We start from the raw sequence: 14,825 nt of genomic DNA on the forward strand, positions 1-14,825 counted from the left end.
AGCTGTCATCCCGCTCTTCCTGCGTCTGTTCCATCTGATAAGCAGGTGATTCAAAGGCTGGATAAACTGGCGGCTCTTCTTCTTCCTTGCTCTCTGCTTCAGGGTCTTTCCTCACTTCCACCTCAAAGAACGTATCATCCCGCTCCTCTTCTTCTAGCAGCTTAGGCGGGTCAAAGAATGGCGACTCTTGTACTTGAGCTTCTGGGAAGGAACGATACCCAAGCGCCACGGCTTCTTCTTCCTCGTATTCCTCCTCTTCTTCTTCTGCTTCTTCCACCATCACCGTCTCGATGTCTATTTCATCCTCTTCTTGTTCAGTTCGCGCTTCATGTTGCAAAGCGGCCTGCTGTTCTGCATTTTCTTCATGCTCTTCACGTGGGAGCATTTCTTGCTCTTCATATTCAGGCTGCGCCTGATATTCATAGGTGACATCGCCATATTCCTCTTCAGCACGATGGACAAATTCATATGGCCCTTCTACAAGCGGTTCAGGCGTTCCTTCATCTAACAGACCTTCAATGGCCAAATCAGCCTGAATCGTGAGCAAACGACTTTCTGTCAGCTGGTAATCAAATGCATCAATAAACACAAATACATCATTTAAATGACTAATTTTGTTCTTTGGGATCGTGATATCCACCGGAAATTGATGCAGCAGCTCCGCCGTTCCGTCCTCTCTTACCTTCACCTCATCAGCCTGCCTGTATGATGCATAGGAACTGGATTCACCCATTAGCTCCTCTTGATTTATGTTGTATTCTCCTGTTAGCTCGAGTGAACCTCTAATGGAAACATAATCATTCACTTCTTGAACGAGAATGTCAGGATCGAGAGAAATTGACAGTAGCTCACTGACTTCCTGTCCGTTTTTGAAATAAATGGACTCTTCTACCGAAAACTGTAATCGATTGTTTTGAGACAAGTCGGTGTCCTCCTTTCATCTAATCCTTCAAAATAAAATTAGATGTCAATACAGGTGTATGAAGAAGGCGGTGAAAATATGATTGGTTTTATGCAAAGCAAAAAGCCGATATGTCTCCATATCGGCTCAGCGTGTAGACAAACCCTCGCATTCGGTGTCAGTCCTGCGCGCTGGTGCTCACGAATGTCAAATTCGCTCCGCTCCAGTACTCGTCCTTCCTAGACTGCAAAGGTTTTCTTTCACGCTGAAAAGAAGACAAAGGGCTAAAATAAAGTTCATTTTAACCCTTTGTCAACGATCTAAGCCGATATGTCTCCATATCGGCTTTTGGTTACTGAGCTAATTTTTGAAATACCTTTTCAACTGTCTCAATTGTATACTCGATGTCTTCATCCGTATGAGCAGTTGAGAGGAACAGCCCTTCGAATTGTGAAGGTGGAAGGAAGATGCCGTGATCAGCCATTTCCTTGTAGAATTCAGCGAATAAAGCGAGGTCAGCTGTTTTCGCTGTATCGTAATTGACGACTTGTTCGTTTGTAAAGAAGAATCCGATCATGGAACCGGCACGGTTAAATGTTAATGGAATCCCATGTGCTTTCGCCGCTTTTGAAATGCCTTCTTCCAAACGATCTCCTTTGCGTCTAAACTCTTCATAAGACTCAGGTGTCAGCTGTTTTAATGTTTCAAGACCTGCTGTCATCGCAAGCGGGTTACCGGATAACGTTCCTGCTTGATAAATCGGGCCGCTTGGCGCAATTTGTCTCATAATGTCCGCTCTACCGCCATAAGCACCAACTGGCAAGCCGCCTCCGATGACTTTACCAAGACATGTCAGATCAGGCGTAATGCCAAAATAGCCTTGGGCACAATGATAATCCACACGGAAGCCTGTCATGACCTCATCAAAAATGAGTAAAGAGCCATATTGCTCAGTGATGTCTCTCAATCCTTGCAAGAAACCTTCTTGTGGAGGGACAACCCCCATATTTCCTGCAACTGGTTCTACAATGACACCTGCAATGTCGTCTCCAAATTCTTGAAAAGCGACTTTGATGCTTTCTAAATCATTGTATGGAACGGTGATCGTATTGCTTGCTGTACCTTCAGGGACACCAGGGCTATCCGGAAGTCCAAGCGTTGCCACACCCGAACCAGCTTTAATGAGCAAAGAATCACCGTGGCCATGATAACAGCCTTCAAATTTCACAATTTTGTTTCTGCCTGTAAAACCACGTGCTAGACGAAGCGCACTCATCGTCGCCTCTGTTCCAGAGCTGACCATACGAATGACCTCAATAGAAGGAACTCGTTCTGATACAAGCTTAGCTAATTCATTTTCAACTAAAGTAGAAGCACCGAAGCTTGTACCATGTTCAGCTACTCGCTGAATGCTTTCAACCACACGGTCATTCGTATGCCCTAAAATAAGCGGTCCCCACGATAAGACATAATCAATATATTCATTTCCGTCAATATCGTATATTTTTGCGCCTTTTCCTCGTTCCATAAAAATCGGGTCTGTATTGACTGATTTAAATGCGCGCACAGGGCTGTTCACACCACCCGGCATTAACTGCTGCGCTTCTTTAAATGCTTGCTTTGACTTTTCATAGCTACGTCCCATTTCAATGTCCTCCTGTCTATCCGTTCTTTATTCTGAGAGCCATTTCGCTGCATCTTTTGCATGATACGTAATGATTAATTCTGCGCCTGCACGTTTCATGCTAGTCAGCATTTCAAGAACAAGCTCTTTTTCAGAAATCCAGCCATTTTGAGCTGCTGCTTTCACCATTGCATACTCTCCGCTCACATTGTACGCAACAACAGGAAGTGTAAATTCATTTTTCACATCACGCATGATATCTAAGTATGAGAGTGACGGCTTCACGATCAGGAAGTCAGCGCCTTCTTCTACATCAGACTGCGCTTCTCTCAGTGCTTCTAAGCGGTTTGCAGGGTCCATTTGATACGTTTTACGATCTCCAAACTGCGGTGTGCTATGCGCCGCATCACGAAACGGACCGTAAAAAGCACTTGCATATTTCACAGCATATGACATCACAGGCACATGAACAAAGCCGGCCTCATCAAGCGCCTCACGAATTGCGATAACAAAGCCATCCATCATGTTTGATGGAGCAATGATATCTGCACCTGCACGAGCCTGACTGACAGCGGTTTTCGCTAAGAGCTGAAGAGATTCATCATTTAAAATTTCTCCATCTTCAACGATTCCGCAATGTCCGTGATCTGTATATTGGCATAAGCAAGTATCAGCAATGACCACAAGCTCTGGGAAATGCTTTTTGATTTCAAGCGTTGCTCTTTGAACAATCCCATGATCGTGATAAGCTTCACTGCCTACATGGTCTTTATGGTCTGGTACCCCAAAAACAATGATAGATTTAATCCCAAGGTCAACAAGCTCTTGGACTTCTTCTTTCACAAGATCAACTGAAATGTGATAGACACCCGGCATTGAAGGGACTTCTTTCCGGACATTCTCTCCCTCTACAAAAAAGATGGGATAAATGAAATCAGAGGGTCTTAAAAATGTTTCTCTCACCAATTCTCTCATTCCTGCGCTTGTACGCAATCTGCGGTGTCTGTTAAATTTCATCATTGGTTCAACTTCCTTTCAGATAAACGGCACATCAAATCAAGCATCCCGTCTATCGTATAAGTATCTGGGGTTTCAGAAGAAATCCCGTATTGAAGCAGTGCCTCTTGTGTAAGAGGACCGATGCTCACAAAACATGTGTCTGATGCAGCTAATCTATCGATATCAGCCTCCATGGCGTGCATAAAAGAATGAACAGTGGAGGAGCTTGTAAATGTAATAAAATCAAATGATTGCTCCATCATTGCCGACTTGAGTGCGATAATTCCGTCCTCATCCTTCACTGTTTCATATATAATCCACTCTTTTACGTCAATGCCAAGCGGAACGAGGGTATTCTTCACCACATCTCGTGACAGGTGACCTTTTGCTACAAAGACACATTCTTCTGGGTGTACATGTTCAATTAAAGCATCTGCCAGTTCTTCTGCTATAAAACGTTCTGGAACCACATCCACTTTTAAGCCGTGCTGCATCAGATAGGCAGATGTTTTTTCACCTACGGCCGCCACTTTCAAGTGGGATAAGCTTTGATGTAATTGATGCTTCTCTATATAACTGAGAAAAAAAGACGCACCATTTACACTCGTAAACACAAGCCAATGGCTTGCTTCTAAATCTTCTAAAAATGCCTTCGCTTTTTCTTTTGTCAGCGTTGGCTCAAACCTGATAAGAGAGGTTAAAACAGCATGGCCGTTCAGCGCTTCAATTTTCTGCTGAAACGCACCCGCTTGACGTTCATTTCGAGTGACAAGCACCGTCTGTCCGTAAAGCGATTTGGCTATCGTCATTGGGAAGACAGATCCTTTTTCACCTTGTCGATCAAATCCTTTGCTCCCTTATCAGCCATCTGCTTCGCACATGCTGTTCCGATTGCCTCAGGATCAGTACCTGTTACGGTTTCTCGAATAATCGTATGCCCATCCGCAGATGCCACAAGACCTGTCAATTCAATTTCATCACGCTCATTCATCGTTGCGTAACCAGCGATCGGCACTTGACAGCTTCCATCCATTTGTTGAAGGAAAGCTCTTTCAGCAAGGACCGTTTTCTTTGTATACTCATTTGTGAATTGAGCTAACAGCTGCAATAGCTCTTCGTCATCTCCTCGGCATTCTATCGACAATGCGCCCTGCCCTACAGCAGGAAGGCAAGTATCAGGAGATAAAAATTCCGACACGACTTCTTGACTCCAGCCCATTCTAGACAATCCGGCAGCCGCTAGAATAATCGCATCATATTCTTCATTTTTCAGTTTTTCAAGTCTCGTATCAATGTTTCCACGGATCCATTTAATCTCAAGATCTGGTCTCTCCTGAAGAAGCTGGGCACTGCGCCGTAAGCTGCTCGTTCCCACAACCGCTCCCTTTGGCAGTTCATGAAGACGGAGATGATCCTTTGAAATCAATGCATCCCGCACATCTTCACGCTCAGGAATACAGCCGATGACTAAACCTTCCGGAAGAGAGGCCGGCATATCTTTCATGCTGTGTACCGCCATGTCAATGTCATGGTTCAGCATTGCCTGTTCAATCTCTTTAACAAACAGACCTTTTCCGCCAACCTTTGATAAGGTCACATCTAAAATTTGATCACCCTTTGTCACAATCTCTTTAATTTCAAAAGAATAAGAAGGGTTTAGTTCAGACAACTTTTGAATGACCCATTTTGTTTGTGTAATCGCAAGTTTGCTTCGTCTAGAACCTACTTTAATTGTACGCATTACGTCTTCCTCCCGACAATGCCCTTAAGACTCATCATTATTGAAACCAATGAAAGGTTGATAAGCTACCAAGCAGAAAATAATTGATCATCAGCACAAGAAATGAAGCGACATTCCATCGCGCCACGATTTTGCCCTGCATATTTCTCACCAGTCTAATGTATAAGTAAAAGCCGTATAAAAACAGCATAATAAACGAACCGAGCACCTTTGCATCTGTCCAGTACAACGTATCATACGAAATATATGCCCATATAATGCCAAGAATTAAACTAAGCAAGAGCATCGGTACGCCAATAATATTTAAGACATACGCCATATGATCAAGCTTTGATAAGTCTTCAATTCTCAAAAGCCATTTTCCCCATTTTTTCTTTTTCAGCAAACGATATTGAAATAGGTAGAGTAGTGAAAAAGCAAATGAAAGTGAAAAAGCGCCGTATGATAAAATGGCCATCGTAATATGAATGACGAGCAGCTCACTCGTCAGCTTTCCCGTCAGTTCGGCAGAATGAAGATCGGATGGTGTAAAGGTGTGAATCGCCATCATGGAAAAACCAATCACATTTGTAAAAAAGACAATAAATTCAACGCGTAATACTTTTGTCAAAACAAGTGACAATGTCACAAGCACCCACGTATAAAAATATAACCCCTCTGCTACATTCAACACAGGGAATCGGTCTGTTTCCATCATAATATAAAACATGTAGACTGTTTGCAGCAGCCAGACAATAGAAAGCAACCAGAAAGCCATTTTTCCAGCCTTCCGGTTGTGTTGAAGAAAATCTATGAAATAGAACAAGACACTGAGTGCATAGATCAAGGTCGTCGCTTCACCTAGTCTCGCTACAATGGATTCCATCATCGCCTAATCACTCACTGGCAACTGTAGCAAGGCCTTGTGCCATATTTGTTTTAAACAGCTGAAATGCCCCTTGCTCCACCTGCATCGGCTCTGCCTTTTGCTCTTCATCTTCAACCTGTAAATCAAAGATTTCTTTAAAGAGTAAAAGTTTTTCCTCTGCATTCGGCTCCCCGGCAATTTCTTTGGCCTTTAAGATAGGATCTTTCAGCATTTGATTGATGATGCTTTTCGTATGTTTATTTAACAGCTTCATTTCACGATTTGTGAGGTTTGGAAGCTTTCGTTCGATGCTTTGCATCGTATCCGCTTGAATCGAGAGTGCTTTTTCTCTTAAAGCAGAAATCACAGGAACCACTCCGAGCGTATTAAGCCATTGCTTAAATTCCACAATTTCAGCTTCGATGAGAAGCTCCACCTCTTCAGCTACTGCACGGCGCTCTTTCAGGTTAGCTGCCACAATGCCCTCAAGGTCATCAATGTCATACAAAAAAGCACCTTCTACTTCAGAAATAGCTGGATCTAAATCACGTGGTACTGCAATATCCACCATGAATAGAGGTCTGCCTTTTCTCTGTTTGTTCGCTTTTTCGACCATTTCTTTTGTAATCACAAATTGTTTAGCCCCAGTAGAGCTAATTAAAATATCCGCTTCAGATAAAGTTTTTTCTAATTGATTCAAGCTCTTAGGCTCTCCTGAAAAGCGGCCGGCCAGTTCTTTGGCCTTTTCAAACGTTCGATTGATGACTGTTACCTGGCCAATCCCTTGACCTTGAAGGTTTTGAGCCGCCAGCTCGCCCATTTTACCCGCACCAAGAATAAGGACATGTTTATCAGAAAGACGTCCAAAGATTTTTTTGGCAAGTTCCACTGCCGCATAGCTGACAGATACAGCATTAGACGCAATATCTGTTTCCGCATGAGAGCGCTTCGCAACTGTTACCGCCTGCTTAAACAAATAATTGAAAACGGTACCAATGGTCTTCTCCTCTTGAGCGACTTTAAAGCTTGAGCGCACTTGACCGAGTATTTGTGTTTCACCAATGACCATAGAATCAAGTCCACAGGCAACCCGGAATAAATGCTCAACCGCTCCATCATTTTCATAAAACTTCAAATATGGAGAGACATCTTCTTTTTCTAAACCGAACCAATCTGCTAAAAATCTTTTTATATAAAACCGACCAGTATGAAGCTGATCTACAACTGCGTAGATCTCTGTTCGATTACATGTTGAGATGACGATATTCTCTAGAATGCTTTTTTCTTCTTTAAGCTTGGACATCGCTGTTCCGAGCTCGCTCGGTTCAAAGCTCAGCTGTTCCCGTATCTCAACAGGGGCTGTTTTATAATCTAAACCCACAACAAGAATATGCATAACTTCAGCTTGCACCCCCAACGCCCTGTCTAATTTATAATAATTACAATATAGAATTTATTATTTATAATGATTATAACATATATTCATTTTTAACTGGATAAAAATTGTGAACAGATTTCAAAAATGTTGTGATATAGTAGAAAAATGTTCGACATCGAATGCCATATCATCACTTCAAGCAATTTACCAGATTTGGCGCGTGCGGACAAATGATCTGCTTATAAGAAGGTGACATCTTTGAAGAAGAAATCTATTTTGCTGCCGCTCACTTTGCTGGCTGTAGCACTATATGCCATTCTCTCAGGAGATCAATTTGACATTTGGAAAGATCAGGAGAAATGGTATACACTTGTACTGCTTTTTGGCCTTGCTTTCTTATATCAAGGAAAGAAGGAACAGGAAACCTCTCATGTGTTTATCGGTATGCTCATGACAGGCCTTGCGCTACACTTTATCCTTCAGCCGAAATTAGAACACTGGCCAGATACATTTACGATGATTGTGTTCATCGTCGGCCTCGCGCTTTTGATGAAATCATCACAGAAAAAGGAATATCGAATAGAAAGTGTTGTTCTCATTGCACTCGGTCTATTCCTTTATTTCTTTCAACAAATTACAAAGCAACTTAGCACACTTTCGATCCCTACTTCCGGTTTTGAATTGTACTGGCCATATGTATTGATTGCCGTCAGTCTCCTCTTATTATTTTTAAAAAGGAAATAACTTATACAATAAAAAGGCATCTGCTATGTGCAGATGCCTTAGAATGTTGATAAATGGCTAAAATGAACTTGATTTTAGCCATTTGTCTTCTTTTCAGCGTGATAGAAAACCTTTGCAGTCTAGGAAGGACGAGTACTGGCGCGGAGCGAATTTGACATTCGTGAGCACCAGCGCGCAGGACTGACAACGAATGCGAGGGTTTGTCTTCACGCTGAGGCATCTGCTTTGTGCAGATGCCTTTCTTTTAACTGTTAATCTTCGCAAGGATCGCATTCCATGCTTCATCTTTTCCCTTTTTTGTTTCAGAAGAGAAAAGGATTAATTCATCTGATGGGTCGATGTCGAGTGTCTGTTTGACGACTTTCGCATGTTTTTCCCATTTGCCTTTTGGAATTTTATCGGCCTTTGTCGCAATAATGATCACAGGAACTCCATAATATTTAAGGAATTCATACATGTTCACATCATCTGCGGATGGCTTATGACGCAGATCCACAATTTGGACGACTGCTTTTAACTCTTCACGCATTGTAATATACGTTTCGATCATTCTCCCCCATGCTTCGCGCTCTGTTTTTGATACTTTTGCAAAGCCATAACCTGGGACGTCCACAAAATGGAGCATATCATTAATAATGTAAAAATTAAGCGTCTGGGTCTTTCCTGGTTTAGAAGACGTACGCGCTAAATTTTTCCGATTAATCAATGAGTTAATGAACGAGGACTTTCCAACATTTGACCGTCCAGCAAGTGCGATCTCAGGCAGTCCCCCGCTCGGGTACTGCTCTGGTTTCACCGCACTAATGACGATATCTGATTTTGTTACTTTCATCTTCCCTCTCCTACTAACGCTTTCTCAAGCACCTCATCTAAATGTGAAACCGGAATAAAAGTTAATCCTTCTCTCACACTTTCAGGAATATCATCAATATCCTTCTCATTGTCCTTTGGAAGAATAATCGTTTTCAGTCCTGCACGATGTGCGCCTAATGCTTTTTCTTTTAATCCGCCAATCGGAAGCACTCTTCCTCTTAACGTAATTTCTCCTGTCATGCCAACCTCTTTTGAAACAGGACGTCCTGTGAGTGCTGATACAAGAGCCGTCGCAATGGTAATACCAGCTGATGGCCCGTCCTTTGGAACTGCACCCTCTGGAACATGGATATGAATATCGTGCTTTTCATTAAATTGAGGATCAATGTTCAGTTCATCTGCTTTTGAACGAATATAACTGAATGCCGCCTGCGCAGATTCTCTCATGACATCACCGAGCTTACCTGTTAGCAAAAGCTTACCTTTACCCGGTGAGAGTGAGACCTCGATGGACAAGGTGTCTCCGCCAACTGTGGTATATGCAAGCCCTGTGACAACGCCGACCTGATCTGTCGTTTCCGCCTGACCATAACGGTAAAGTCTTTTTCCGAGGAATTCAGATAAGTTCTTTTCCGTCACTGTGATGCGTTTGCGGTCTTCAGCCACAATTGCTCTTGCCGCTTTTCGGCAAATCGCCGCAAGCTGACGCTCTAACCCGCGGACTCCTGCTTCTCTCGTGTAATAGCGAATCATATCGTAAATCGCTGCTTCACGAAGCTGCAAGTTCCCTTTCTTTAATCCGTGCTCCTTTAGCTGCTTCGGCAGAAGGTGATCTTTCACAATTTCTGCTTTTTCAACTTCCGTATACCCTGCAATCGTGATAATCTCCATTCTATCACGAAGTGGACCTGGAATGGTTGCTAAATTGTTGGCAGTTGCGATAAATAAGACTTGAGATAAATCAAATGTCTCTTCAATATAATGATCGCTAAAGTTATGATTTTGCTCTGGATCTAACACTTCAAGCATCGCAGAAGACGGATCTCCCCTAAAGTCAGAAGACATTTTATCAATTTCATCTAAAAGAAAGACCGGATTCATCGTGCCCGCCTTGCTCATCCCGCGAATGATACGGCCAGGCATCGCACCTACATAAGTTCTTCGATGACCACGGATCTCAGATTCATCACGTACACCGCCAAGAGAGATACGGATAAACTTTCGATCGAGTGATTTGGCAATGGATTTAGCAAGTGACGTCTTCCCTACCCCAGGAGGTCCTGCTAAGCAAAGAATCGGTCCCTTTAATGAATTTGTCAGTTTCTGAACAGCAAGATATTCGAGTACCCGCTCTTTTACTTTTTCAAGCCCGTGGTGCTCGTCATCTAAAATTTCGCTTGCAAGCTTTAAATCTAGACGATCTTCTGTATAAGTGCCCCACGGCAGATTGATCAGCCAATCAATATAATTGCGAATGACAGAACTCTCAGCAGAGCTTGAAGGGATTTTTTCATAACGGTTCAGTTCTTTTAAAGCCGTTTCACGAACGGAATCTGGCATGCCGGACTCTTCAATTTTAGCCATAAGCGTACTGACTTCGCCTGTTTTTCCCTCTTTGTCTCCAAGCTCTTTTTGAATAGCTTTCATTTGTTCGCGCAAATAATATTCTTTTTGCGTTCGCTCCATTGAACGTTTGACACGCTGGCCAATTTTCTTTTCAATCTCTAGCACTTCTTTTTCATTGTGAATGAGACTGATGACCCGATTCAATCGTTTTTTGACATCGACTGTTTCCAGCACTTCTTGCTTGTCTTTTAATTTCAAAGGAAGGTGGGAAGCGACGATATCCGCCATTCTTCCAGGTTCTTCAATATCCGTCACCGTTGCATATGTTTCAGCTGAGATTTTTTTTGAAATTTTTATGTACTGATCAAAGTGATCTAACAAAGTGCGCATGAGTGCTTCTGCTTCTGCGTCCTTTAATTCTTCTTCTGTCAACTCTTTAATATCGACTGACGTATAGTCTTCTAGCTCCATGTAGGATTCGATCTGCGCTCGATTTAAGCCTTCGACGAGCACACGGATCGTTCCATTTGGCAGCTTCAGCATTTGTTTAATTTTTGTGTAGGTGCCGACTTTGAAAATTTCCTCTTCACCTGGTTCATCTATTGAAATTTCCCGCTGTGTTGCTAGAAAAATCATATGATCGTTCATCATGGCCTGTTCTAATGCTTGAACAGACTTTTCGCGCCCAACGTCCAAATGCAAGACCATTGTTGGATAAACAAGCAAGCCTCGCAATGGAAGGAGCGGAACATTCTTTTTGATTTCATCTGCCATGTTGATAGACACCTCCGTCACTAGTATGAATCATTATAATATACCTGTTTCAGTCTTGTACAATGTAAAAGACTTGAGAAATGATGATCTTACCGTAGTATACCCTTTCTTTTTATCTTGAAAAAGAAAAAAAGATCTATTTCACTAAAAAATCCCCATATGAGATGGGGATTAAACAGATTTCCTTTTCATTTCTTCTTCTAGTCCATCTTTCTTCTCATCTGGCGGATTGACCAAACACTGATCCAGCACTTCTTGGAAATGCTTCACAGGCACAATCGTAACCCCTTCAATCTCTTTTAAGATCGACTGCTGATTGTCATAAGGGATGATCACTGTTTTGACACCCGCTTGTTTGGCTGCCTTGATTTTTGGTATGACACCGCCGATCGGCTTCACCTGACCTTGTAATCCAATCTCACCGGTCATCGCCGTTAAATGATCAATCGGAATTTGATGAATGGCTGAGAAAATGGCTGTGGCCATCGCAATTCCAGCAGACGGCCCATCAATCGGGGCACCAGCCGGAAAATTAATGTGGATATCATATTCATTTGTTCGTATGCCTAAGTTTCGAAGCACGGTTAAGACATTTTCAACTGAGCCCTTCGCCATACTTTTCCGTCTGATCGATTTCGACTGATTGCCGATGCTTTCTTCTTCCGCAATACCAGTAATATTGATACTGCCTTTTTCAAGCGCTTTACAAATGTTCACTTCAATTTCAAGCAGAGCCCCGCTGTTCGGTCCATACACGGCAAGACCATTTACTACTCCTACCTTTGGCTTTTCCGGTACTTTTTGTTCATATCTTGGTGTCAGCTGGCTTGAATGAATGACCCATTCTACATCGGCGATCGTAATATCTTTTCGGTTTTCAGTGACAGCCATACCTGCGGCGATCTGTACCATGTTGACCGCTTCACGTCCATTTTTCACATAGGATGTTAACAGGTTCAGTCCTTCGTCACTTAATTCCTTCTGTATTTTCTCGACTGCTTTAGCTGCAACAATTTTCAGCTCATGCTGATCCAAATCCTTGAAGAAAATCTCCAAACATCTTGATCGAATAGCCGGCGGAATTTCGTCCGGTGTTCTTGTCGTGGCGCCAATCAGTCGAAAATCAGCGGGCAACCCATTTTGAAAAATATCATGGATGTGATTCGGGATTTGCGTATTTTCTTCACTGTAATAAGCACTATCTAAAAACACTTTTCGATCTTCTAGCACTTTGAGCATTTTGTTCATTTGAATCGGATGCAGTTCTCCAATTTCATCGATAAAGAGAACGCCGCCATGAGCATGTGTGACGGCTCCTTGTTTCGGCTGCGGAATGCCTGCCTGTCCCATGGCCCCTGCTCCTTGATAAATGGGATCATGTACGGAACCAATCAAGGGGTCTGCGATGCCTCGTTCATCAAATCTTGCCGTTGTGGCATCAAGCTCAACAAATACTGCATCTTTTTTAAATGGTGAATCAGCGTGGCGCTTCGCCTCTTCCATCACTAGACGGGCAGCAGCTGTTTTTCCAACACCAGGCGGCCCGTAGACGATGACATGTTGCGGGTTCGGTCCACACAGGGCAGCTTTAAGTGCACGTATACCGTCTTCCTGCCCTACAATATCTTGAAACCCCTTTGGCCGGACTCTCTCTGATAAAGGTTCACTCAGTTTAATGGATCGCATCTTTCTGAGTGCTTCCATTTCTTTCTTCGATTCTTTATCGATCGTCACCTTTTGTGTGCGCTGATTTTTCAGTAAGTTCCAAAAGTACAACCCGATGACGATACCAAAGAACAGTTGTATGAATAATACGATTCCTGTCCAGCTCAATCGGTGCTCCCTCCTTCATCTATCGTTATGTATTGGTTTCTGTCTGCTAGTATTTCCTAGAGCTGGACGGAATAAACACAACTTCCACGATAAATAAAAAACTCCTGAATCAAAAGATTCAGGAGTCATTCAAATGGGCTTATGCTGATGTTTTTGTATCTTTATTCACGACTGTACCGTCTTTTAAGACAAGACGTGGCGGCTCACCATCAGCAACCGTTTCACCAGTAATGACACATTTCTCAATATCATCACGAGATGGAAGATCAAACATCACATCAAGCATGATGCCTTCAATGATGGAGCGAAGACCACGAGCTCCTGTTTTACGCTCAATTGCTTTTTTCGCAATTTCGCTAAGAGCATCTTCTTCAAACTCAAGCTCAACATCATCAAGCTCAAGCATTTTTGTATATTGCTTAACGAGCGCATTTTTAGGCTTCGTCAAGATTTCTACAAGTGCTTTTTCATCTAACGGCTCTAGGCTTGCAATAACCGGAAGACGACCGATGAATTCTGGGATTAAACCGAAGCGAAGTAAGTCTTCTGGCAGAACTTTTGATAGAAGGACTTCTTTTTCAAGATCTTCAATTTTATTTTCCGCACCGAATCCAATGACTTTTTGACCTAGGCGGCGTTTGATGATTTGCTCAATGCCGTCAAAGGCTCCACCACAAATGAAGAGGATATTTGTTGTATCAATTTGAATGAATTCTTGATGAGGATGCTTACGTCCACCTTGAGGCGGTACACTAGCGACTGTTCCTTCAAGAATTTTCAAAAGGGCTTGCTGTACACCTTCCCCAGATACATCACGAGTGATAGAAGGGTTTTCTGATTTTCTTGCTACTTTATCGATCTCATCGATGTAGATAATGCCTTTTTCAGCTTTTTCTACATCATAATCTGCTGCTTGAATCAGCTTTAGTAAAATATTCTCTACGTCTTCCCCAACGTAACCTGCTTCTGTTAAAGACGTCGCATCTGCAATCGCAAATGGAACATTTAAAATACGTGCAAGCGTTTGAGCAAGTAATGTTTTACCACTTCCTGTAGGTCCAATCATAGAAATGTTACTTTTCGAAAGCTCAACATCATCAATCTTACTGTTGGAATTAATCCGCTTGTAATGGTTATAAACCGCTACAGCTAAGGATTTCTTCGCATTCTCTTGTCCGATGACATATTCATCAAGAATTTCCCGGATTTCATGAGGTTTCGGAACATCCTTGAATTCAACTTCTTCCTCAGTACCGAGCTCTTCTTCAACTATTTCCGTGCAAAGCTCGATACATTCATCACATATATATACGCCAGGTCCTGCGACCAGTTTACGCACTTGATCTTGCGTTTTTCCGCAAAACGAGCATTTTAATTGACCTTTTTCCTCGTTGAATTTAAACATTCTTTCACCCCTTATTCTTCTTCACTTGCCTGTAGCTAACAGTCAGCTACCCTTCTGGGTCCAGTATGTATGCATTTTACCATACTTTCCTAAAAGACGGTAATGATGTGTTTGTAACACTGCACATTGAGATATGTATGACAGAAAGATGCGACTTACACTATCGTTTCCAAAAGAAGCGATGATAAGTCAAAAATTGT

The 14,825-nt window shown here is 42.5% G+C and carries 11 protein-coding genes and 1 pseudogene; 1 reads left to right on the plus strand and 11 read right to left on the minus strand.

The features are described 5' to 3' along the window. Nucleotides 1-442: 442 nt before the first annotated feature. The 7 genes and pseudogenes from AC0VYC_RS12650 to hemA all read right to left on the minus strand — a co-directional run. A pseudogene (locus AC0VYC_RS12650) lies at nt 443-922 on the minus strand (LysM peptidoglycan-binding domain-containing protein); the annotation flags it as partial. Between the two features lie 331 nt (nt 923-1,253). Further along, a complete protein-coding gene (gene hemL, locus AC0VYC_RS12655) occupies nt 1,254-2,546 on the minus strand; it encodes a glutamate-1-semialdehyde 2,1-aminomutase (protein WP_039167003.1) in 1,293 nt (430 codons plus the stop codon). A 27-nt stretch (nt 2,547-2,573) separates the two neighbouring features. Continuing rightward, a complete protein-coding gene (gene hemB / locus AC0VYC_RS12660) occupies nt 2,574-3,545 on the minus strand; it encodes a porphobilinogen synthase (RefSeq protein ID WP_007501555.1) in 972 nt (323 codons plus the stop codon). Continuing rightward, nucleotides 3,542-4,333: a uroporphyrinogen-III synthase gene (locus tag AC0VYC_RS12665; protein WP_008342826.1), complete on the minus strand. Its 792-nt coding sequence runs from the start codon at nt 4,331-4,333 to the stop codon at nt 3,542-3,544. The genes hemB and AC0VYC_RS12665 overlap by 4 nt, the downstream gene beginning before the upstream one ends. Beyond that, on the minus strand, nt 4,330-5,265 hold the full coding sequence (gene hemC, locus AC0VYC_RS12670; RefSeq protein ID WP_024718409.1) for a hydroxymethylbilane synthase: 936 nt from the start codon (nt 5,263-5,265) through the stop codon (nt 4,330-4,332). The genes AC0VYC_RS12665 and hemC overlap by 4 nt, the downstream gene beginning before the upstream one ends. A 37-nt stretch (nt 5,266-5,302) precedes the next feature. Beyond that, nucleotides 5,303-6,133, minus strand: coding sequence for a cytochrome c biogenesis protein (locus tag AC0VYC_RS12675; protein ID WP_007501558.1), 831 nt, complete (start codon nt 6,131-6,133; stop codon nt 5,303-5,305). A gap of 7 nt (nt 6,134-6,140) precedes the next feature. Continuing rightward, nucleotides 6,141-7,508, minus strand: a complete 1,368-nt coding sequence (gene hemA / locus AC0VYC_RS12680; RefSeq protein WP_024718410.1) for a glutamyl-tRNA reductase — start codon at nt 7,506-7,508, stop codon at nt 6,141-6,143. Between the two features lie 240 nt (nt 7,509-7,748). Between hemA and AC0VYC_RS12685 the strand changes: the two genes are divergently transcribed. Further along, entirely contained in the window at nt 7,749-8,234 is a 486-nt protein-coding gene (locus AC0VYC_RS12685; protein ID WP_024718411.1) for a hypothetical protein, read from the plus strand. A 244-nt stretch (nt 8,235-8,478) separates the two neighbouring features. Here AC0VYC_RS12685 and yihA read toward each other — a convergent pair whose 3' ends face one another. From yihA to clpX, 4 genes are all read right to left on the minus strand, one after another. Beyond that, nucleotides 8,479-9,066, minus strand: a complete 588-nt coding sequence (gene yihA, locus AC0VYC_RS12690; RefSeq protein ID WP_007501562.1) for a ribosome biogenesis GTP-binding protein YihA/YsxC — start codon at nt 9,064-9,066, stop codon at nt 8,479-8,481. Next, the gene (lon, locus tag AC0VYC_RS12695; RefSeq protein WP_007501564.1) at nt 9,063-11,387 is read right to left on the minus strand and encodes an endopeptidase La; all 2,325 of its coding nucleotides are present in this window, start codon (nt 11,385-11,387) and stop codon (nt 9,063-9,065) included. The genes yihA and lon overlap by 4 nt, the downstream gene beginning before the upstream one ends. A gap of 171 nt (nt 11,388-11,558) precedes the next feature. Then, complete coding sequence (gene lonB, locus AC0VYC_RS12700) at nt 11,559-13,220, minus strand: ATP-dependent protease LonB (protein WP_007501566.1); 1,662 nt, start codon at nt 13,218-13,220, stop codon at nt 11,559-11,561. 139 nt (nt 13,221-13,359) lie between these two features. Then, nucleotides 13,360-14,625, minus strand: a complete 1,266-nt coding sequence (clpX, locus tag AC0VYC_RS12705; protein ID WP_017358145.1) for an ATP-dependent protease ATP-binding subunit ClpX — start codon at nt 14,623-14,625, stop codon at nt 13,360-13,362. Nucleotides 14,626-14,825: the final 200 nt, after the last annotated feature.

Source organism: Bacillus sp. iso_77 (assembly GCF_056173625.1).

Coding starts and splice junctions, on each gene's coding strand:
- hemL (WP_039167003.1), bottom strand. CDS start 2,546: ATGGGACGTAGCTATGAAAAGTCAAAGCAAGCATTTAAAGAAGCGCAG.
- hemB (WP_007501555.1), bottom strand. CDS start 3,545: ATGATGAAATTTAACAGACACCGCAGATTGCGTACAAGCGCAGGAATG.
- AC0VYC_RS12665 (WP_008342826.1), bottom strand. CDS start 4,333: ATGACGATAGCCAAATCGCTTTACGGACAGACGGTGCTTGTCACTCGA.
- hemC (WP_024718409.1), bottom strand. CDS start 5,265: ATGCGTACAATTAAAGTAGGTTCTAGACGAAGCAAACTTGCGATTACA.
- AC0VYC_RS12675 (WP_007501558.1), bottom strand. CDS start 6,133: ATGATGGAATCCATTGTAGCGAGACTAGGTGAAGCGACGACCTTGATC.
- hemA (WP_024718410.1), bottom strand. CDS start 7,508: ATGCATATTCTTGTTGTGGGTTTAGATTATAAAACAGCCCCTGTTGAG.
- yihA (WP_007501562.1), bottom strand. CDS start 9,066: ATGAAAGTAACAAAATCAGATATCGTCATTAGTGCGGTGAAACCAGAG.
- lon (WP_007501564.1), bottom strand. CDS start 11,387: ATGGCAGATGAAATCAAAAAGAATGTTCCGCTCCTTCCATTGCGAGGC.
- clpX (WP_017358145.1), bottom strand. CDS start 14,625: ATGTTTAAATTCAACGAGGAAAAAGGTCAATTAAAATGCTCGTTTTGC.